General features: G+C 69.2%; 22 protein-coding genes and 2 tRNA genes. 9 read left to right on the top strand and 15 right to left on the bottom strand.

From position 1 onward, the window contains the following. Window positions 1-627 (bottom strand): IS5 family transposase (locus BN11_RS24375; protein ID WP_048700911.1); only part of this gene is annotated, 627 nt, incomplete at its 3' end. A gap of 86 nt (window positions 628-713) precedes the next feature. Between BN11_RS24375 and BN11_RS18935 the strand changes: the two genes are divergently transcribed. Then, entirely contained in the window at window positions 714-2,585 is a 1,872-nt protein-coding gene (locus BN11_RS18935; RefSeq protein ID WP_048699920.1) for a S9 family peptidase, read from the top strand. Between the two features lie 9 nt (window positions 2,586-2,594). On the opposite strand, the gene BN11_RS18930 is transcribed toward BN11_RS18935, so the two are convergent. Both BN11_RS18930 and clpX read right to left on the bottom strand, forming a co-directional pair. Then, entirely contained in the window at window positions 2,595-3,266 is a 672-nt protein-coding gene (locus tag BN11_RS18930) for a hypothetical protein (RefSeq protein ID WP_048699918.1), read from the bottom strand. Window positions 3,267-3,319: 53 nt separating this feature from the next. Next, window positions 3,320-4,606, bottom strand: coding sequence for an ATP-dependent Clp protease ATP-binding subunit ClpX (gene clpX / locus BN11_RS18925; protein ID WP_048699916.1), 1,287 nt, complete (start codon window positions 4,604-4,606; stop codon window positions 3,320-3,322). A gap of 189 nt (window positions 4,607-4,795) precedes the next feature. Here clpX and BN11_RS18920 point away from each other — a divergent pair, with 189 nt between their 5' ends. The 3 genes from BN11_RS18920 to BN11_RS18910 are packed head-to-tail and all read left to right on the top strand — an operon-like array spanning window position 4,796 to window position 7,076. Further along, a complete protein-coding gene (locus tag BN11_RS18920; RefSeq protein ID WP_048699914.1) occupies window positions 4,796-5,749 on the top strand; it encodes an LLM class F420-dependent oxidoreductase in 954 nt (317 codons plus the stop codon). Between the two features lie 6 nt (window positions 5,750-5,755). Then, entirely contained in the window at window positions 5,756-5,974 is a 219-nt protein-coding gene (locus BN11_RS18915; RefSeq protein WP_053084189.1) for an NUDIX hydrolase, read from the top strand. After that, entirely contained in the window at window positions 5,949-7,076 is a 1,128-nt protein-coding gene (locus BN11_RS18910) for a DNA glycosylase AlkZ-like family protein (protein ID WP_235435552.1), read from the top strand. Before BN11_RS18915 ends, BN11_RS18910 begins: the two co-directional genes overlap by 26 nt. On the opposite strand, the gene BN11_RS18905 is transcribed toward BN11_RS18910, so the two are convergent. Further along, window positions 7,073-8,308, bottom strand: coding sequence for an MFS transporter (locus BN11_RS18905; protein ID WP_235435551.1), 1,236 nt, complete (start codon window positions 8,306-8,308; stop codon window positions 7,073-7,075). The genes BN11_RS18910 and BN11_RS18905 overlap by 4 nt on opposite strands. Window positions 8,309-8,447: 139 nt before the next feature. Here BN11_RS18905 and BN11_RS18900 point away from each other — a divergent pair, with 139 nt between their 5' ends. Both BN11_RS18900 and BN11_RS23135 read left to right on the top strand, forming a co-directional pair. Continuing rightward, window positions 8,448-9,080, top strand: a complete 633-nt coding sequence (locus BN11_RS18900; protein ID WP_048699907.1) for a DUF4241 domain-containing protein — start codon at window positions 8,448-8,450, stop codon at window positions 9,078-9,080. Next, entirely contained in the window at window positions 9,071-9,226 is a 156-nt protein-coding gene (locus BN11_RS23135; RefSeq protein WP_157044282.1) for a hypothetical protein, read from the top strand. The genes BN11_RS18900 and BN11_RS23135 overlap by 10 nt, the downstream gene beginning before the upstream one ends. A 58-nt stretch (window positions 9,227-9,284) precedes the next feature. On the opposite strand, the gene BN11_RS18895 is transcribed toward BN11_RS23135, so the two are convergent. Both BN11_RS18895 and BN11_RS26360 read right to left on the bottom strand, forming a co-directional pair. Then, window positions 9,285-9,821, bottom strand: coding sequence for an RNA 2'-phosphotransferase (locus BN11_RS18895; RefSeq protein ID WP_235435550.1), 537 nt, complete (start codon window positions 9,819-9,821; stop codon window positions 9,285-9,287). 11 nt (window positions 9,822-9,832) lie between these two features. After that, a complete protein-coding gene (locus BN11_RS26360; RefSeq protein WP_456152342.1) occupies window positions 9,833-10,015 on the bottom strand; it encodes a WCX domain-containing protein in 183 nt (60 codons plus the stop codon). Window positions 10,016-10,021: 6 nt separating this feature from the next. Here BN11_RS26360 and BN11_RS18890 point away from each other — a divergent pair, with 6 nt between their 5' ends. Beyond that, complete coding sequence (locus BN11_RS18890) at window positions 10,022-10,915, top strand: DNA-3-methyladenine glycosylase family protein (RefSeq protein ID WP_157044281.1); 894 nt, start codon at window positions 10,022-10,024, stop codon at window positions 10,913-10,915. 36 nt (window positions 10,916-10,951) lie between these two features. Here the strand turns inward: BN11_RS18890 and BN11_RS18885 are convergent, their stop codons facing one another. The 3 genes from BN11_RS18885 to BN11_RS18875 all read right to left on the bottom strand — a co-directional run bounded on the left by BN11_RS18885 (window position 10,952) and on the right by BN11_RS18875 (window position 13,598). Further along, window positions 10,952-11,611 (bottom strand): ATP-dependent Clp protease proteolytic subunit, encoded by a 660-nt coding sequence (locus BN11_RS18885; protein ID WP_048699901.1) that lies wholly within the window; start codon window positions 11,609-11,611, stop codon window positions 10,952-10,954. 29 nt (window positions 11,612-11,640) lie between these two features. Beyond that, window positions 11,641-12,267, bottom strand: a complete 627-nt coding sequence (locus BN11_RS18880; RefSeq protein ID WP_048699898.1) for an ATP-dependent Clp protease proteolytic subunit — start codon at window positions 12,265-12,267, stop codon at window positions 11,641-11,643. 80 nt (window positions 12,268-12,347) lie between these two features. Beyond that, window positions 12,348-13,598 (bottom strand): MFS transporter, encoded by a 1,251-nt coding sequence (locus BN11_RS18875; RefSeq protein WP_048699896.1) that lies wholly within the window; start codon window positions 13,596-13,598, stop codon window positions 12,348-12,350. 73 nt (window positions 13,599-13,671) lie between these two features. Between BN11_RS18875 and BN11_RS18870 the strand changes: the two genes are divergently transcribed. Next, window positions 13,672-14,769 carry a LacI family DNA-binding transcriptional regulator gene (locus BN11_RS18870; RefSeq protein WP_048699894.1) on the top strand — a complete coding sequence of 366 codons (1,098 nt, stop codon included), beginning with the start codon at window positions 13,672-13,674 and terminating at the stop codon, window positions 14,767-14,769. Window positions 14,770-14,772: 3 nt separating this feature from the next. On the opposite strand, the gene tig is transcribed toward BN11_RS18870, so the two are convergent. The 3 genes from tig to BN11_RS18855 all read right to left on the bottom strand — a co-directional run bounded on the left by tig (window position 14,773) and on the right by BN11_RS18855 (window position 16,426). Beyond that, on the bottom strand, window positions 14,773-16,149 hold the full coding sequence (gene tig, locus BN11_RS18865) for a trigger factor (RefSeq protein ID WP_048699892.1): 1,377 nt from the start codon (window positions 16,147-16,149) through the stop codon (window positions 14,773-14,775). Window positions 16,150-16,273: 124 nt separating this feature from the next. After that, window positions 16,274-16,351 (bottom strand) — tRNA-Pro (locus BN11_RS18860). A 1-nt stretch (window position 16,352) separates the two neighbouring features. Next, window positions 16,353-16,426 (bottom strand) — tRNA-Gly (locus BN11_RS18855). A 91-nt stretch (window positions 16,427-16,517) separates the two neighbouring features. Between BN11_RS18855 and BN11_RS23130 the strand changes: the two genes are divergently transcribed. After that, on the top strand, window positions 16,518-16,694 hold the full coding sequence (locus BN11_RS23130) for a hypothetical protein (protein ID WP_157044280.1): 177 nt from the start codon (window positions 16,518-16,520) through the stop codon (window positions 16,692-16,694). A 33-nt stretch (window positions 16,695-16,727) separates the two neighbouring features. On the opposite strand, the gene BN11_RS18850 is transcribed toward BN11_RS23130, so the two are convergent. Genes BN11_RS18850 through BN11_RS18840 form a run of 3 tightly spaced genes read right to left on the bottom strand, consistent with a single transcriptional unit; the run spans window position 16,728 to window position 19,556 of the window. Next, window positions 16,728-17,546: an AAA family ATPase gene (locus BN11_RS18850; RefSeq protein ID WP_013882285.1), complete on the bottom strand. Its 819-nt coding sequence runs from the start codon at window positions 17,544-17,546 to the stop codon at window positions 16,728-16,730. Continuing rightward, a complete protein-coding gene (locus tag BN11_RS18845) occupies window positions 17,543-18,952 on the bottom strand; it encodes a Mu transposase C-terminal domain-containing protein (protein WP_013882286.1) in 1,410 nt (469 codons plus the stop codon). The genes BN11_RS18850 and BN11_RS18845 overlap by 4 nt, the downstream gene beginning before the upstream one ends. Before the next feature lie 4 nt (window positions 18,953-18,956). Further along, window positions 18,957-19,556 carry a recombinase family protein gene (locus tag BN11_RS18840; protein ID WP_048699889.1) on the bottom strand — a complete coding sequence of 200 codons (600 nt, stop codon included), beginning with the start codon at window positions 19,554-19,556 and terminating at the stop codon, window positions 18,957-18,959. Window positions 19,557-19,753: the final 197 nt, after the last annotated feature.

Raw genomic sequence — 19,753 nt, 5'->3', positions numbered from 1 at the left:
GTCCAGGTCGTGCACGTTCGCGGCGGTCGCGGTGACCGAGTGGACGTACCCGGTGCCCGCGTCGGCGCCGATGTGGGCCTTCATGCCGAAGTACCACTGGTTGCCCTTCTTGGTCTGGTGCATCTCCGGATCCCGGGTACCGGTGGCGTTCTTCGTCGAGGATGGCGCGGCGATGATCGTGGCATCCACAATCGAACCGCCCCGCATGATCCACCCCCGCTCCTCGAAGACCTCGTTCTGCGCCGCAAACAACTTCTCCCCCAGGTGGTGCTCCTCCAACAGGTGGCGGAAGTGGAGCAGGGTGGTCGCATCGGGGACCTGCTCGACAGCGAAATCCAGGCCCATGAACTTCCGCATCGCATAGGAGTCGTAGATCGCCTCCTCCACGCCCTCATCGGAGAGGTTGAACCACACCTGCAGCAGATACATCCTCAGCATCGTGCCGATCGGCGTGGCCTTACGGCCCCGCTTACCAGGCCTGTCCTGGAAGTAGTGGGGCTCGATCAACCCCACCCACCGACCCCACGGGATCGTGGCGTCCATCTGCTCCAAGAACTTCTCCCGGCGCGAAACCCGCCGCCGGTTGCCGTACTCGACGTCGGTGAAGGAGAGCTGCTCACTGTCCACGACCCCATCATTTCCCGACCCGCCCGGCCGAGCCAGCCAACAGGCCGCACAGTCCTAAAGATCAGCGCTTCCCTAGGCTTCGTCGGGTGACAGTCCTCCCGTACGGCACCTGGCCCTCACCGATCACTCCCGCCTCGCTGACCGCGGCGCAAGCCCGCCTCGACGACGTTGCCGTCGACGGCGCGGACACCTACTGGCTCGAGGGCCGGCCCTGGGAGGAGGGCCGCACCGTCCTGATGCGCCACGCCGGCGCCGCCGGCGAGCGAGTCGAGGTCACGCCGGCACCGTGGAACGTCCGCTCCCGCGTGCACGAATACGGCGGCGGGGCGTATGCCGTGCAGTCCGGCATCGTGGTCTTCAGCCACTTCGGCGACGGCCGGCTGCGACGTCTGGACGCGGGTGCCCTCGAACCGGTCGCGATCACCCCCGAGGGCGAGGTTCGCTTCGGTGGCCTTGTCCTGCACGGGGATTGGCTGTATGCCGTCCGTGAGGACCACCGGGCCGGCGGCGAGCCGGTGAACGAACTGGTCCGTCTCGACCCGCACGGCGACAACGCCGACTTCGGAACCGTCCTGGCCACGGGGAGTGACTTCGTGTCCCGGCCGGCGGTGTCTCCCGACGGAACCCGGGTGGCATGGGTGTCGTGGGATCACCCGAACATGCCATGGGACAGCACGACCTTGCACGAGGCGAGTCTGACCGGCGCGGGGGCGAGCGACGCCACCGTGATCGCCGGAGGCCCGGGAGTCTCGGTCAGCCAGCCGGCCTACGACCCCGCCGGGCGGCTGTGGTTCTTCAGCGACGAGACGAACTGGTGGACGCCGTGGATCGTCGACGCCGGCCGGACGCGCCAGGTGCTGGGCGTCGAGGCCGACCTGGCGAGTCCGCAGTGGATGCTCGGAATGCGGGACATCGCCTTCATCGATGATGGCCGGGCCGTCATCCGGGACGGCGCGCACGGCCTGACCCTGGTCGACGACACGGGCGCGCTCACGCCTCTTGGCGTCCCATCGACGCACACCGAGACCATCTGTGCCACAGGCGATCGCGTCGCCCTCAAACGCGGGCTCGCCGACCGGCTCCCCGAGGTCGTGTCCGTCGAGACGGGCACCGGCGACGTGACCGTGCTGGCCACCTCGTCACCGGACGTGCCCGACCCGGGATACGTCTCCCGGGCGGAGGAGGTGAGTTGGACCAACAGCGCCGGCCTGACGGCATACGGCAATTTCTATCCGCCGGTCAACGCCGGCCACACCGGCCCCGACGGCGATCTCCCGCCGCTTCTGGTGTTCGTTCATGGCGGGCCGACCAGCGCCGCGCTTCCGTCGTATCAGACCGGGCTGCAGTACTGGACGACGCGCGGCTTCGCGATCCTCGACGTCAACCACGGCGGCTCCACCGGGCACGGGCGAGATTACCGTGAGCGGTTGCGTGGACAGTGGGGCGTCGTCGACATCGACGATTGCGTCACCGGCGCGGCCGCCATGGCTGCGCAGGGCCGGGCCGACAGCGCGCGCCTGGCGATCCGGGGCGGCAGCGCCGGCGGCTACAGCACGCTGCGCGCGCTGACGTCCGGCGACGTATTCGCCGCCGGCACAAGCTATTTCGGCATCAGCGATTTGAAGGTGTTGCTCAACGACGACCACAAGTTCGAATCCCGCTACACGCTCGGACTGGTGGGACCGTGGCCGGAAGCGGCGGACGTCTATGCCGACCGCTCCCCGATCAACCATGTCGACGAGATTCACGGCGAGCTGCTGCTGCTGCACGGCACGGACGACATGGTCGTCCCCCTCGCCCAGACCCAGCAGATGGCCGACGCAATGCGCGCGGCCGGCCGCGACGTCGAGCTGGTCATCTACCCCGGCGAAGGCCACGGCTTCCGCGCCGCGACGACCATCGAGGATGCGATGACCCGCGAACTGGCGCACTATCAAAGGGTTTTCGCTACCGGCTGACTAACTCGCTCAGGCGGGGACGGCGCCGGGGGCCCACTCGTAGGCGCGTTCGCGCACGATCCCGACCGGTTCGACGCTGAACCACGGCACATCCCAGCCGGCCAGGTCCACGGCTCGGCTGGTGAACGCGTGCCGGGTCAGTTCGGTGACCGTCCCGCGAGCGGGGTCGTACACCTCCAGATTGCCGTCGCCGTTGTCCGGAAGGATGAGCAGGACGTGGCGCGGGACGAGGTGGGTCCCGACATACAGCAGGGCCGGCTCGCCGTCGGCGACGATGGCGAGTAAGCGGTCGAAGTGCTCGCCCAACTCGGCGGGGCTGTGGTGGCGCAGCATCTCGACGGTGTAGTCGGTGTCGCGGCGGGCAGCACCGAATTCGAGTTCCTTCTTCGCGCCCCACGGCGGGGTGCCCAGGCGGCGCGGCCAGGGCAGGTTGAGCCGGCCGGCCCCGGCATAGAGCCCGTTGGTCCGGCGGTGCACGATCCGCTCGTAGGCGGCGAAGCGCTCCCCCAGCGTCGGGGCGTCGGGGACGCCGCGACGCGGCCCGTCACCGGTGAGGATCCAGCGAGCGAACAGCGGGTCGATGAGCATGCGAGCGACGGTCAGGCAGGCGGCGCCACACGTCGTGGGACTCTGCTGGCTCGGTGCGCTGTCGCCAGCATGCAGCCGGAAGGGCGCCGTCATGGCCCCATCCTTGCGGGTCGGGGAGGCCCTGCCAACCGCGGGGTGGGGCCTGGTCAGGCAGAGCGCTTGCGCGGGCTGCGCTTGCGGGTCGGGGGCTCGTGCTCCTGCCGGACGATGGTCGGCAGGACGTTGCCGAGCACGGTCTCCTCGGTGACGACGACGCGGGCGATGTCGTCATCGCTCGGCACGTCGAACATCACCGGCATGAGGACTTCCTCCATGATGGCGCGCAGCCCACGGGCGCCCGTGCCGCGCTTGAGCGCCTGCTCGGCGATGGCGGTCAACGCCTCGGAGGTGAACTCCAACTCGACCCCGTCGAGTTCGAACATCTTGGCGTACTGCTTGACCAAGGCGTTCTTCGGCTCGGACAGGATGCGCACGAGAGCGTCACCGTCGAGCGGGCTGACGGTTGTGATGACGGGCAGGCGGCCGATGAACTCGGGGATGAGCCCGAACTTCATCAGGTCCTCGGGCATGACGTCGACGATCGACTCGGCGAGATCCTTGGGCGTGTGCAGCTCGGAGCCGAACCCGAGGCCCTTCTTGCCGTTGCGGGACTCGATGAGCTTCTCCAGGCCGGCGAAGGCTCCGCCGACGATGAAGAGCACATTGGTCGTGTCGATCTGGATGAATTCCTGGTGCGGGTGCTTGCGCCCGCCCTGCGGCGGCACGCTGGCGGTCGTGCCTTCGAGGATCTTCAGCAGCGCCTGCTGGACCCCCTCACCGGAGACGTCGCGGGTGATCGACGGGTTCTCGCTCTTGCGGGCGATCTTGTCGATCTCGTCGATGTAGATGATGCCCGTCTCGGCCTTCTTGACGTCGTAGTCAGCAGCCTGGATCAGCTTGAGGAGGATGTTCTCGACGTCCTCGCCGACATAGCCGGCCTCGGTCAGCGCGGTCGCGTCGGCGATGGCGAACGGGACGTTGAGCATCTTGGCGAGGGTCTGGGCGAGATAGGTCTTGCCGCAGCCGGTCGGCCCGATGAGCAGGATGTTGGACTTGGCGATCTCGACGTGGTTCGCGTCGCGCTTGTTGGCGGCCTCGCCCGCCTGGATGCGCTTGTAGTGGTTGTAGACGGCGACGGCCAGGGCTTTCTTGGCCGGCTCCTGGCCGATGATGTAGGTCTGCAGGAAGTCGAAGATCTCGCGGGGCTTGGGCAGTTCGTCGAAGCCGAGATCGGTCGACTCGGCCAACTCCTCTTCGATGATCTCGTTGCACAGGTCGATGCATTCGTCGCAGATGTAGACACCCGGGCCGGCGATCAGCTTCTTGACCTGTTTTTGGCTCTTGCCGCAGAACGAGCATTTCAACAGGTCGCTGCTCTCACCAACGCGTGCCATGTGTCTGCCTCGTCCCTTCCTGCGCTGCCGTCCGGCGAAACCCGCGGGTCGATCGCCTCCGGGCCCGACGCTACCTGCCGTCGGGGCCCGACACGACCATTGAACCGGACATGTCGTACCCGTGGCGCCCGGTTCCGCTCACAGCCGAATCCGGGCGCGGCGTTTGGGTGAGCCGCGTACGTTGGTGGCATGACGCGCCTCGGCTATCAGATCCCGAACTTCACCTACCCGGGCGTCGACAGCGGCGGCCTCTTCGATGTCATCGTCGCGCAGGCCAAGGAGGCCCAGGCGAGCGGCTTCGACACGGTCCTGGTGATGGACCACTTCTATCAACTGCCGATGCTCGGGTCGCCGGCCAATGAGATGCTCGAGTGCTACACCCTCCTCTCGGCCCTCGCCCAGCACACCGAGACGGTTCGCCTGTCCGCGCTCGTGACCGGCAACACCTACCGCAACCCCGCCCTGCTCGCCAAGATCGTGACAGCGCTCGACGTCGTCTCGCACGGCCGGGCGCAGCTCGGGATCGGCGCGGGCTGGTTCGAGCTCGAGCACGACGCCCTCGGCTACGAGTTCGGCACCTTCACCGATCGCTTCCAGAAGCTCGAGGAGGCCCTGCAGATCATCCTCCCGATGTTGCGCGGCGAGCGGCCGACCCTCGACGGCAGGTGGTATCAGGTCACGGACGCCATCAACTCCCCCGGCCCCGTCGGACGCATCCCGGTGATGATCGGCGGCGGCGGCGAGAAGAAGACGCTCCGCATGGTGGCCCAGTATGCCGACGAGTCCAACATCATCTGTCCTGTCGAGGATATTCCACGCAAGCTGGAAGCCCTTGCCGGACACTGCGATCGCCTTGGCAGGGATCGTGCCGAGATCACCATGACCTATCAGACCTCATGCGTCGTCGCCCCCACGCGCGAGGAGGCCGAGGCGGACTTCGAGGCGGCCGTCGCCCGCACCCCCGAGTTGGGTATGCGGCGTGGCAGCGCCATCGTGGGCGGCCCCGATGAGGTGGCCGCGGCATACGCGAAGATCCTCGACACCGGCGTGGACGGGGTGACGGTCAATATGCCGGCCAACGGACACGTCCCCGGCCGCGTCGCCCTGCTCGGCCAGACCCTCGCTCCGCTCATCGCGCAGTGAACTGCCGTGCACTACACCCAATACGACACCCGGGTCGCGGCCTACGCCGTGCTCGTCGACGCAGACGACCGGATCCTGTTGACGTGGTGGAACGGCGAAGGGCGTGCCGAGGGACTGTGGTCGATGCCCGGCGGCGGGGTCGAGTTCGACGAGAGTGTGGAGGAGGCGGTTGCCCGCGACGATATCGTCGACATCGCCTATGCCGCGCTCACCTCGGGCGGGTGACATGGCGCTCGAGCCGCATCGCCTGACCGCCGTCCAGGCGCGCCGCATCGTCGTCCGGGCCCAGTTGCTGGCCCGGTCGCGGCCGACGTCCCTGCTGGAGGTCGTGCGGCACCTGGCCGCGGCCCAGGTCGACAACTGCCGGCACGTGGCACCGAGCCACGAGCTTGTGCTCTGGAGCCGGCTCGGCGCGCAGTTCGATGTGGCAGAGGTTGATCGGTGTCTCGCTGACGGTTCGCTCATCGAGATCGGCGGGATGCTGCGGCCGGGCGAGGACATTGCGCTCTATCGCGCGGAGATGGCTGCCTGGCCGGGTGGCGAGCGGCCCTGGCAGCAGGATCTCGCCGAGTGGGTCGCCGTCAACGATGAAGGCCGCCGAGCGATCCTCCACGAGTTGGAGGTCGAGGGCCCGCTGCCCGCCCGCGCGCTGCCCGACGTAACTCTGGTGCCGTGGAGGTCCTCCGGCTGGACCAACGACAAGAACGTCATGCGTCTGCTCGAGATGATGGCCCGGCGAGGCGAGGTGGCCGTCGCCGGCCGCGGGCCCGACGGCCGGGAATGGGATCTCGCCGAGCGGGTCTACCCCGACTCGCCCACAGTGCCGCTCGATGAAGCGCTGCGGATCCGGGACGAGCGCCGGCTGACCGCGCTCGGCGTGGCGCGGGCGACGGTGCCCGAGGTCTTCGAGGATGTCAGCAGCGCCGGGGCCGCCGGGGAGCCGGCGGTCATCGAGGGCGTCAAGGGCACCTGGCGGGTCGACCCCGGCCAACTCGGTCAGTCGTTCGGCGGCCGCACGGCTCTCCTCTCCCCGCTCGACCGGCTCGTGTTCGACCGCAAGCGCACGCTGGAGCTGTTCGGCTTCGACTACCAGCTCGAGATGTACAAGCCCGCCGCGAAGCGGCGCTGGGGCTACTGGGCGATGCCGGTCCTGCATGGCGACCGCCTCATCGGCAAGGTCGACGCGCAGACCGACCGGACGCGAGGAGTGTTGCGAGTCAACGCGATCCACGAGGACGCGCCCTGGCCGGGTGCGGCGCGTGACGGCATACGGCGCGAACTGGCGGGGCTCGCCGAGTGGCTCGGCGTCGAGCTGCAGCTTCCCTAATCGGACGCAGAGTCCGCGTGCGCGATGTGTGCGAGTTCGCGCCATACGACGAGCAGCGTCAGGCCGGATCCGACGCCGGCGAACCAGAACGGCGCGGTCAGGCCCCACCGTTGCGCGATCACCCCGCCGAGGAGTTGCCCCACCACGAGCCCGCCGAAGACACCGACGAGGTAGACGCTCGACACGCGGCCCTGGAACTCGGTCGGGGTGGCCCGCTGCCGGACGGCGTTGGACAAGGTCCCCCAAACGAACGCATACGTCCCGAACACGACCATGATCCCCATCGCGACCGTCCCCGAGGTCGTCATGGCGAGGGCGAGGTGGGTGGCCACCTCCAACAGCAGGCACGCACGCATCAGGGCGGCGAGGGCGAAGTGCCTCTCGAGCCACCCGTATGACGTGGTGCCGGCGATCCCGCCGGCCGCGGCGGCCGTGGTGAGCAGCCCGAAGCCCACCTCGCCCATGTGGAGGTGGTCGAGGGAGTAGAGCACGAGCACCGACCACGCCGCGCCCCAGGTGATATTGAAGACCAGGATGACCAGGGCGAGCGTGCGCACGGGAGCGTTGCCCAACAGCCAGCGCACCCCGTCGGCGATATCGCGGCGGACGTGGGTCGGTTCGCGATCGGGACGCGCGTGCGTCGTCGTCGCGATGCGCACGATGAGGAGCAGGCCGAGAAGCAAGGTGACGATCTGGACGACGAACGGCCACGCCATCCCCGCGGCGAAGAGGAAGGCTCCCACGGGCGGCCCGACCAGCTGATTGCCGGTCAGGAAGCCGGCCATGAGCCGGGACTGGCCGAGCCCGAGATCCTCCTTGGCGACGAGCATCGGCATGATCGTCCCGAACGCGGTGTCGGCGAAGATCTCGGCGCACCCCAGGGCGAACATCGCGGCGAGGACCACGGCGATATTGACGTGCCCTGTCGCGAGCGTCGCGACGAGAACGCCGAGCACGGCCATCCGGGCGGCGTTGCTGAGCACGACCAGGCGCTTGCGGTCATGCCGATCGGCGACCGCGCCGGCGACGAGACCGAAGAGCAGGGTCGGGACCCGCTGCAGGGCAGCGGCGAGCCCGACGAGGACGGCGTTGCGGGTCTGGCTGGCGACCAACAAGGGCCCGGCGGCCAGGGCGATCCCGTCACCGATCTGGCCGACCCAGGAGGAGGCGAGCAGCCAGCGGAAGTCACGCCCCATCCGCGCCGGCGCAACCGTCTCCCCGATCCTGCTCACAAGCGCCCGATCCTACGTCGAGTTGTCACTCCCGACGGTCGGGTCGCCAATGCCGTCGCGTCGGAACGACACCGAGCGCGGGTGATCCGGGCCGCGGGTCTTTCAGCCTGCGACTGGACGGGGGGTCGGATGATCTGTCGTGGTCCCGTCGCCCCTGACGGTGGTCGACTTCGGGTACGACGCGACGATGCTGGAGCCGCTGGAGCGGCGGGTGACGCCCGGGTCGTATGCCGCGGATGTCGCGATCGCCTCCGACCGGTGCGCGGCGATGCGCATCATCCTCGGGCCCGGTGAGCCGGTCAGCTGGCATCCCGCGGTGAGCCCGGACGGCGGGCACGTCGCGGGCGTCGACGCCGGCAACCTCGCGGTGCTGGACCTGCCGGCATACGCCGCCGCCAGCGTGCGCGACAAGGAGCGCGCGTACGACGACTTCACCCTCAACCCCGCCCAGGACAGCGGCCTGTTGCTCGCTTTCGACGGCCGGCCACCGATCGGCGCCGTCTCGTCATCGGGGTGGGGCGACGGCGCCTATCCGGTCTATTGGGGTGCCGACGCGCAGGGCCGGCCTGTGCAGTTGGTCGTCGACTACCTGGTGCTCTCCCGCGCCCTCGAGAGCGAACTCGTGCTGCCGTGGGCGGACGGTCCGCTCCCTCATCCGGATCTCAACGAGGCGGGGCTCGCGCTGCACACCGAGACCGAGCCACGGTGCTGCGCTCGACCGCTCGGCTCGTCGTCGACAACCCCAACGGCGTGGAGTACGGCGTGGCCGTGATCGACGACCACGCGCGCCAGGTCGAGCTCACGGTCGTCGACGAGGGCGACGCCGAAGCCGATAGGGCCGTCTACACCTTCCCCGGCGAGCCCGGCCCCGCGTGGACGGTAAAGGTCAAAGCCGAACTTGGCCGCACCATCATCTGAGGGCCGGCCCGCCATCTGAGGGCCGGCCCGCGAACGGCCGGCCTGGCTCGGCCCCGGTTCAGCGCACCGTCAGGTATGCCGCCGGCACGCGTTCCGTCAACCACACCCCGTTGTCGGAGCGGTGAAAGGGGAAGCCGTCGCGGGCCATCGCCGCGGCATCGATGACGAAGACGACGAACTCGCCACGCCGGGCGCCGACCCGGCTCGCCGTCTCGAGGTCCGCCGAGAGGTGCACGGCATGGCGCCCGGCCCGGTCCAGCCCATGCTCGAGAATCGACCCGATGTTGCGGCGCGGAGTGCCGTGATAGAGCACTGCTGGAGGTCTCGTGGCGGGATACTCCAGTCGCACTTCGATCGAATGCCCCTGCGCGGCACGAATTCTCGTCCCTGACTCATCGATGGTGTAACGCTTCTTGTCGTTCTTCGAGACCACTTCGTCCAAGTCCTGCCTGGTCAACGACAGCCCGTGCTCGGCAAGCGCGACCAGGAGCGCGTCGATGTCGACCCATCCGTTCGCATCGGGGGTGATCCCGATCGTCTCGGGCCGGTGGCGCAGCACCTTACTGAGCCGTTTGCTCACCCTGACAACGTCCATGTCGACCATGATCACTCGGTGGCCGCTGGCGCCGCATGGGAGTTTGCGGCTCGGATCTCGTCCGTCAGGGCGAGGAGCCGTGCGCGGACTTCCGGGGGTCCTTCGACGCGGACAGAACCACCGAAGCCGGCCAAAGACCGCGCCAGCACGTCCGCGTTTCGCCCTCCGACGTGCGCTGCGGCCCAACCAGTGATCAGGAGATGAGCACTTTAGCCGGCAGTGTCGTCGTCATGGAACGACATGTGCTGACCATTCCCACCCAGGGCCCCTTCAACCTTCGTCGGAGCGCGCTCGTCGGCTTCGGCCACCGTGCCGAGTCCGGCTTCGACGGCGTGATGCGGCTGGCCTTCACCGTCGACGGTACGCACGAGCAGACCGCCGGTGTCGCGGTCCGTCAGGACGGCGACGAACTCCACCTGACGATCCAGACCGACGCCGACCCCCAGCGAGTCGCCGACCAGGTCGCCCGAGTCCTGTCGGTGCACGTCGACGGCACGGGCTTCGCCGACCTGGCCCGGAGGGATCCGGTCGCCAAGGCGCTGTATGCCGGGGCCGACGGTCTGCGTCCGCCACAGTTCCATTCACCGTATGAGGCGGCGGCCTGGTCGATCCTCAGTGCTCGGCGTTCCGCGGCGCAGGGTCGGGTTCTGCGGCAACGCGTTTCGGAACAGCTGGGCACCGCATATGACGTGGCCGGCGAGCGTCACTATGCCTTTCCGTCACCCAGCAGACTGATGACGCTGGAGCACCTCCAGAGCCTCCCCGACGCCTCGATCCCCCGCTTGCACGGCATCGCGGCGGCGGCTGTGGCCGGTGACCTCGCGCCGACCCGCCGGCTCGCGATGGAGCCCGAGGTGGCCCGGGAGGACCTGCAGCGGCTGCCTGGCATCGGCCCGTTCTACAGCGCCCTGATCGTGTATCGCGCCCTCGGACTAGCCGACGTCCTGGCCCGGATCGAGCCTGGCAGTCGCGCCGCCCTCGAACGTCTCTGCGGCGCAACCCAACCGATGACCGATGACGAGTTCACCGCCCGCGCCGAAGCCTGGCGGCCCTACCGGATGTGGACGACATTCCTCGCACGGGCCCTGGGGTGAACCACGGCGCCGACCGTCGCCGTGTCGCCCCGGGAATCAGTCCTCGAAGGAGGCCTTGCGGGAGGCGAGGACCTCGTCGATCAGGCCGTACTCCTTGGCCTCGGCGGCCGAGAGGATCTTGTCGCGCTCGATGTCGCGGCGGACCTGCTCGGCGGTTCGGCCGGAGTGCTTGGCCCAGGTCTCCTCGAGCCACTCGCGCATGCGCAGCACCTCGTTGGCCTGGATCTCCAGGTCGGACGCCTGGCCGTAGTCACCGCCCATGAGCGCCGGCTGATGGATCAGCACGCGCGCGTTGGGCAGGGAGAACCGCTTGCCCGGCGCACCGGCCGACAGCAGCACCGCTGCGGCGGAGGCGGCCTGGCCGATCACGAAGGTCTGCACGTCCGGGCGGATGTACTGCATCGTGTCGTAGATCGCCGTCATCGCGGTGAACGAGCCACCGGGGCTGTTGATGTACATGAGGATGTCGCGGTCGGGGTCCTGGGACTCGAGCACGATCAGCTGGGCGATGATGTCGTCCGCGGACGCATCGTCGACCTGCACGCCGAGGAAGATGATGCGGTCCTCGAAGAGCTTGGTGTAGGGGTCGAGGCGCTTCATCCCGTAGGAGGTGCGCTCCTCGAACTGCGGGAGGATGTAGCGGCTGGACGGGCCGGGCACGTGGAGGCCGCCCGCCGTCATACCAGTGGTGTTCATGTCTGTTCTCGTTTCTCCGTATGCCGCGTTCAGTCGGTGACCGGGTTGTCGTCGGCGCCGGCGTCCTCGGCCCGGGTGAAGACGTGGTCGACGAAGCCGTACTCCTTGGCCTCCTCGGCGGTGAACCAACGGTCGCGGTCGGAATCCTTCTCGATCTGCTCGAGGGACTGCCCGGTGTGCTGGGCGATGAGCTCGGCCATCTGCTTCTTGATGAAGAGCATCTGCTCGGCCTGGATCTTGATATCGGAGGCGGTGCCGCCGATGCCGCCGGAGGGCTGGTGCATCATCACCCGCGCGTGCGGGGTGGCGTAGCGCTTGCCCTTGGTGCCGGCCGAAAGAAGGAACTGACCCATGGACGCGGCCATCCCCATCGCCACGGTCGCGACGTCATTGGGGATCCAGTTCATCGTGTCGAAGATCGCCATGCCAGCGGTCACCGACCCGCCGGGGCTGTTGATGTAGAGCCAGATGTCGGACTTGGGGTCCTCGGCCGCGAGCAGCAGCATCTGCGCGCAGATGGCGTTGGCGTTGTCGTCGCGCACGTCGGAGCCGAGGAAGATGATGCGTTCCTTGAGCAGCCGGTTGTAGATGTGGTCGTCGAGCCCGAACTGCCCACCCGGGGTAGTTGCGCTGGGGTTGGTCACGCTGGTCTCCATCCTGGCGGTGCGCTCCTGCGAATCGGTCATGGTGACCCTAACGCGCGCTATCGCCGGTTCACTCCCGACCCGGCCGGTGTTCACTCACAGCGCACGGCGGTATGCGGTGGCGCCGCGTCGACCGCGTCCGCGGGCTGCGCCTCGGTCTCGCGCACCGCCGGCAGCGCGAGAAGGGCCAGCACGGCACCGGCGCCGACCACGAGCAACGAGCGCAGGACTCCGACGTGGTCACCGAGGAAGCCGAGCATCGGGGGCCCGCCGATGAACGCGACATACCCGATCGTCGCGACGGTGGACATGCGGGCCGCGGCGCGCGCGGGATCGTCCGCCGACGCGCTCATCCCCACGGGGAATCCGAGCGCTGCGCCCACGCCCCAGACAGCCGCCCCGATATAGGCGAGCGCGGGTCCGCCGAAGATCACCAGTGCCGACCCCACGACGGCCAGCGCGAAGCACACGCGCAACACCGGCACCCGGCCGTGCCGGTCGAGCAGGGCGGTGCCGACCAGGCGGCCGATGGTCATGAAGGTCAAGAAGGTGGCAAAGGCCAGCACGCCCGCCCAGGTCGGCAGCTCATATCCCTCGTGGAAGGCGACGGCGAGCCAGTCGTTGGCAGTCCCCTCGGTGAAGGCGGCAACGAAGACGACCAGTCCGATGAGCAAGGTGCGCGGTTCGGTCCAGGCCGACCTGGACTTGGTCCCGGCTTGACGCTGCGCGGTTGCCGCGGCGCCCGCGGCCGTCGCCTCGTGCGGCAGGAGCCGGCCCAGTGACCACGCGCCGACCACCACGATGACGAGCACCAGCCCGATCAGGTGGGCGAGGACGCTGACCTTCGCATAGGACAGGCCGGCACCGATCAGAGCGGAGACGACGGTGCCGCCCGAGAAGGCCGCGTGGAAGTGCGGCATGATCACGCGGCTGAGTTGGCGCTCCACGTCGGTGCCTTCGAGGTTCATGCCGACGTCCCACGATCCGATGCCGAACCCGACGAAGAAGAGCCCCGCCACCACGAGTGCCCTGGAGTGGGCAAGGTCGATGCCGCTGCCGACCAGCAGTAGCCCGAGGGATGCGGCCCCCATCGCCGCGACGAGCACGCGTCGCAGGCCGAGCCGGGCAATGACCTTCCCCGTGGACGGCATGGCCACCACCGATCCCACCGACATCGCGGCGAGCGTGGCACCGAGTTGACCGGCCGTCAGATCGAGCGCCGACTTGGCGTCCGGGATCCGCGACGCCCAGCCCGCAAAGGCCACCCCGGAGAGCGCGAACAGCCCGAAGACGCCCCCGCGGGCGGCGCGGGCGACGGAGCTCTCGACGGTCAGGACGGTCATGCATTCCTCCGGGGGAATCTGGGCCGACGCGGCCGGGTCGTGTCGGTCGAATCGTTTCGACTAGTATCGGGCCATGGCCCTGCCACGTCAAACCAGCTCCCCGGTCAAACCGCGGGTCAAACGCCCGACACTCAAGGATGTCGCGGGTCACGCGGGCGTGTCCCTCTCCACCGCCTCCCTGGTCTTCAGCGGCCGCGGCCCCGTCTCACCGGCGACGGCCGACAAGGTCCGGGCCGCCGCGGCCGCCTTGTCGTATGCGGGTCCCGACCCGTTGGCGTCCTCCCTGCGCCACGGGCGCGCCGGCACGGTGGCCGTGGTGGTCGAAGGCCGGCTCACCCTCGCCTTCTCCGACCCGTTCGCACTGTCTGTCCTCGACGGGCTTGCCACCGAATTGGACACGATCCCCGCCGGGCTGCTGCTGCTGGCCAGGGTCGCCGGCGACGACGAGCGGCTCCTGACCCAGTTGGCGGCCGCGGCATACGACGCCGTCGCCTTCCCGCTGTGCGCGCCGAAGGACGATCCGGCCGTCGACTTCCTCGCCGGCCGCGGCATCCCGATGATCGGAGCCGGGGCGCCGGTCGATCCGCGCATCCTCCACGTCGAGGTCGACGAGCGCGGGTTGAGCGCGGCCATGGCCCGGCATGTTACGCAGTTGGGCCACTCCCGGATCGGGCATGTGACCTTGCCCATGGGTGCCGCGGCGCAGGCCCGGATCCTGTGCCCGGCAGACCTCGACCAGGCCAACTATCCCGATGCGCGCGAACGCGCCTACGGCGTCCTCGACGTCGCCCCGCAGGCCCGGATCGTCGAAGCGCCCGACCCCGGGGTGAGTGCCGGCGAGGCCGCTGCCCGACTCCTGCTGGACGCCCCACCCGACCGTCGCCCGACCGCGATCGTCGCGCAGTCGGACCTGCTCGCCGCAGGGGTCATCCGGGCGGCCCGGGAGGTGGGGCTGCGGGTGCCGGAGGACCTTTCGGTCACCGGCGTCGACGGACTCGATCTGCCCTGGCTCGACCAGGTGCTGACCACGGTCGTCCAGGACGGATTCGCCAAGGGCCGCATGCTCGGATCGATGATCGCCGATGCCATGGCAGGCCGCACCGTCCGGCCACGCCCCTTCCCGACCGCGCTGCGCATCGGCACCACGACCGGGCCCGCGCCCGCGGGCTGAACCTCAGGCCTTCGCGGCCGGCTCCTCGGCGGCCTCGCCGGCGTCGGCCGACTCGATCTCCTCGCCCGTCTCGACTGCGTCGATGTCCTCGACCGTCTCGACGTCCTCGACCTCGTCGGGAGCCAGCTCGTCGAGATCGACCTCGTTGCCGGAGGCGTCGGTGATCTTCGCCCGGTCCAGGACACCGGCGAGCGCCTTGCGCCGGGCCACCTCACCCACCATGGCCGGCACCTGGTTGTTGGCGTCGATGGCCTGGGCGAACTGGTTGGGGTCCATGCGGTACTGCTGCGCCTGCATGATGAGGTACTCGACGAACTCCTCCTGCGAGACCTCCACGTCATCTTGCTCCACGAGCTTGTCGAGGATGAACTGGGCCTTCATCGCGCGGCGGGTCGACTCCTGGACCTCGGCGCGGTGTTCGTCGTCCTCCAGGCGGCCTTCGCCCTCGAGGTGGGCGTGCACCTCGGCCTCGACGACGCCCTCGGGCACCTCGAGCTCGACGTTCTCGAGCAGGTGCTCGAGGATTTTGTCGCGGGCCTGGATGCCCTGCTCGAACTTCTTGCCGCGCAGCGCCACCTCACTGACATTCGCCTTGAGCTCATCGAGGCTGTCGAACTCGGAGGCGAGCTGGGCGAAGTCGTCGTCGAGTTCGGGCAGCTCACGTTCCTTGACCGACTGCACGGTCACGGTGCACTCGGCGTCCTCGCCCTGGCGATCGCCACCGGCGAGCGCGGCGGTGAACGTCTTGGTCTCGCCGGCGGTCATCCCGAGCAGGGCCTCGTCCATGCCGGGCAGCATGTTGCCCGAGCCGACCTCATACGAGACGCCGGTGACCTCGTCGATCTGCTCCTCGCCGATCGTGGCCGACAGGTCGATGGAGACGAAGTCGCCCTCGCCCACGGCGCGCTCGACGGGCACGAGGGTGCCGAAGCGAGTGCGCAGGGCATCGAGCTGGGTGTTGATGTCCTCGTCGGTGACCTCGACGTCGTCGACGGTCACGGCGATGCCGTCCAGGTCGGGCAGCGTGAAGTCGGGGATGACGTCCATCTCGGCGGTGAAGTTGAGGGTCTGGCCCTCCTCCGTCGGCACCTCGGTGATCTCCACCTCGGGCTGGCCGATCGGGCGCACCGCGCTCTCCTCGATCGCCTTCGCGTAGAGGCCGGGCATGGCCTCGTTGACGGCCTCCTGGAGCACCGCGCCCTTGCCCATGCGCTGGTCGATGATGCGGCTGGGCACGTGCCCCTTGCGGAAGCCGGGGATCGCGATCTGGGAGCCGATGCTCTTGTAGGCCGCGTCGATGCTCGGCTTGAGCTCCTCGTAGGGGACCTCGACGGTCAGCTTGACCCGGGTCGGGGTGAGGTTCTCGGCGGCACTCTTCACTGCGGGCACTCCAAAGGATGGATCGGCGGGATTGTTCGGTGGCTCGGCAGACGCGCACGCAGGCGCGCCGCAGCCAGGGCTTGGATCATCGTAACGGTCCGATCGAGCGCGCCCAAAAGGAGATTGGTCGGGGTGACAGGATTTGAACCTGCGGCCTCTTGCGTCCCGAACGCAGTGCGCTACCAAGCTGCGCCACACCCCGGTGGAGCGGGCGACGAGAATCGAACTCGCGTAATCAGTTTGGAAGACTGAGGCTCTACCATTGAGCTACGCCCGCGCGCTCGCGACGGGTCGCGAGCGAGAGCCAGCCTACTGCCCCGCCCGCGCGCCCCGGAAATCCCGCCGCACCGTCCCTACACTGCAGCGGTATGCCGCCCGCTCCCCTGACCGATAAGCAGCACCGGGCGCTGAGGGCGCTGGACGAAGAACGTCTGGTCGCCGACCTGGTCGCGCTGGTCCAGGCGCCGAGTGTCACCGGGACCGACGTCGAATCCGACCAACAGCACGCGATGGCGGCGACCTTCGCCTGTGACCTTCGCCGGTAGGTGGCGGCCTGCGGCAGCCGATTCCTGGCGGGCTCACTCGACCCCGATGACGAGGGTGCTCGCGGCGGCTTCGACGACGTCGTTGGTGATGGTCTGCAGCTCGTTGATTCTCAGTACGCGTTCGATCTGGGGGAAGAGTCGTTCCAGGAGGCGGAAGTTGCCGCGGGTGATGCGGCTGATCGCGGCGATGGCCTGGGCGTCGGTGAAGTCGTCGGGGTTGAGAGTCTTGCTGAGGGTGCGCCAGTGGCGTTGCAGGACGAAGAGGAGCTCGTCGTTGCTCAGGGGGCGGTACTGGTGGGCGAACCCGACGCGGCTGTAGAACTGGGGGTAGTGGCTGAACTGCTTCTCCAGGCCCGGCATGCCGATGAGGATCAGGGCGATCTGGTCGCGGTCGTAGCGGTCCCGTAGGAGCTCGAGCGCGGTGGGGCTGAGACGTTCGGACTCGTCGACGATGACGAGCTGGACGTAGTTGGTGGTGCGCCGGGCGCCGCCCCGGTCCACAGGGGCGCGGCCCGGGGCTTCAAGGTGCTGCTGGATGCAGATGCTGGTGCGCGTGATGATCCGGTCCAGGTCCTCGCGTAGCAGCCGCGGGGTGGTCAGGACCCCGGGGGTGTAGAGGGCGGTGCGGTTCTTGGCCAGGGCGGCGTAGACCTTGGCGTCGTCGTCGCTGCGTGGGCCCCAGGCGGTGACCAACTCGTGGGCTTGGTCCCAGTGGGCGTAGCGGCGGGCGGAGACCGTCTTGCCGACCCCGGCCGGTCCGAAGCACAGCCCGATGGTGCGCCCTCGCCGGACGGAGTCGGCGAACTCGGTGAAGCGGCGGTGCTCCTTGGTCACGATGAAGCGTTCGCTCACCGTAGGTCCTCCTTGTAGACCTTGAGCTTCACCGGGCCCGAGGCTGGGGTCCGTGGCGGCAGTGGCCTGGCACGGGGGTCGGTTGTGTGGGCGCCGACCATGGCGATCCGCTCGTTGATGCCTCGGCGCAGCGCGCGGCGGCGGGCGTTGCGGGCGGCCTGGACTTCCTTGAGGCTGATCTGGCGCCCGTGGTGGTCCTGGTCGACGGCGGCGCACAGGAACTGGTCGTGGTCGAAGACGCGGATCTCGGTGATGTCTCTGGGGTCGTAGCGGATGACCACGGGGCGCCCGACGAAGCCGGCGAGGGTCGGGGAGACGTAGCGCAGGCCCTGGAAGTGGACGCCGTCGCGGCGCACCGTTCTGGATCGGGCCACGCTGAGCAGCAGCCCGTCCAGAGCCTGGAGGCTGTCGGGGGTGCGTGGCAGCCACCCGTCGGCGATCCACGCCGCCCGCGGCGAGATGCCGAGCTCGCTGTGGGTGCGGTCGTTGTAGTCCAGGACGAACGCCCCGACCACGCCGTCCAGGTCGGCCAAGGACAGGGCCGGCGCCGGCCAGCGCCCGGCACCGTGGTGGAGGTGTCCGGGCAGGGTGGTGAGCAACTCGGTGTTGACGGTTCCAAAGAACCGCTCGACCTTGCCCCGCCCCTGTGGTCGGGCGACGGCGGAGTGGATTAGGCGGATGTGCAGGTCGACGGTGGTGCGGGCCAGGTGGTCGCTGGTGAAGTCCGACCCATGGTCGACGTAGAGCACCTCGGGGATCCCGCACATCGGCCACCGTGGGTCGCTCTTGTGCCAGATCGCCTGCCGTAACGCCAAGGCGGTGTTCATCGTGGCCGGCGCGCCGAAGAAGACCATGTACCCGCAGATCGCGCGCGAGCAGTCGTCCATGACGACGGTCAGCCACGGCCGGGCCGGCTTGCCATCCGTGCCGACGAGCACGATGTCCAGCAGGGTGTGGTCGGCCTGCCACATCGCGTTGGGCCGGTCCGCCGCCCGGCGCACCGCGAGCTCGTACTTGTCCCGGTAGGAGCCTGGTCCCTCAAGGGCGAGGGTGACCATGCCGGGGTCCAGGGCGGTGATGATCGAGCGGACGACGCCGTAGGACGGGACCGGCCAGTCGGCGCCGGCGCAGACCTTCACCACCGTCCGGTGGATCGCGGCGATTGGTGGGCGGGGCCGGGTCAGGCCCAGCCCTTCGATCAGCGTGACGAGTTCCGCCGGCAGACGGTGCCCGCCGACGTCCGCCCGCGGTGTCCGGTCCAGGGCGGCCAGGCCGCCTGCGCGGTAGCGGGCGTGCCAGCGTTCCAGCGTGCGCACACCCAGGCCGTGATGCCGGGCCAGCGCGGCGAGCGGGACCTGGTCCTCGACATGCAGCCGCAGGATCTGCCACCGCCCGCCCGCATCCACGTTGCTACACGGCGCTCGTGGCTCGTCGCGGCGAGGCCGGCGCAGCGGGTGGGCGGTTCAGGGCCCGGTAGATCGTGGTGCGGGAAACCCCGAGCACCTCACCGATCTGGGCGACCGTCATGTCCTTCTGCTCATACATCCGCCGGGCCGCCCGGACCTGGTCGCCGGACAGCGCCGAGGGGCGCCCACCGGTGCGGCCCCGTGCGCGGGCGGCCTCCAGGCCGGCGTTGGTCCGCTCCCGGATCAGGTCGCGCTCGAACTCGGCCAGGGCGGCGAAGACGTGGAAGACCAACCGTCCTCCTGGGGAGGTCGTGTCGATCGTCTCCTGCAGGGACCGGAACCCCACGCCGCGGTCGGATAGGACCTGCAGCTGGTCGATCAGGTGCCGGATCGACCGGCCCAGCCGATCCAGGCGCCACACCACCAGGGTGTCCCCTGGACGCAGCTGGTCGAGCAGCTTGTCCAGCTCGGGGCGCTGCTGCAGCGATCCGGAGATCGTGTCGACGAACACCCGGTAGCACCCCGCCCGATTCAGGGCGTCGATCTGCAACGCCGCGTCCTGATCAGCGGTGGACACGCGCGCGTACCCCAGCAGATGCCCCACCGGTCGAGCGTAGCGAAACTCATCCCCACCGGGAAGTTCCGAACCGTAGATTTCGGCACTGAGTTCCGCTACACGATCCGGGTCGATGTCAGACCTCACCGGAATCTCGACTCCGATGTAGCGGAAACGTTCGTTTCCGGCGATGGCGTGAGACGGTCGGCGGCAGCGCCTGGTTCGGCTCAGCGCGGAACGGCGGG

Source organism: Nostocoides australiense Ben110, assembly GCF_001050535.1.
Classification (GTDB): Bacteria; Actinomycetota; Actinomycetes; order Actinomycetales; family Dermatophilaceae; genus Nostocoides_A; species Nostocoides_A australiense.
The sequence above is the reverse complement of the archived record's forward strand: the minus strand, read 5'-3'. Positions and strand labels throughout refer to the sequence as shown.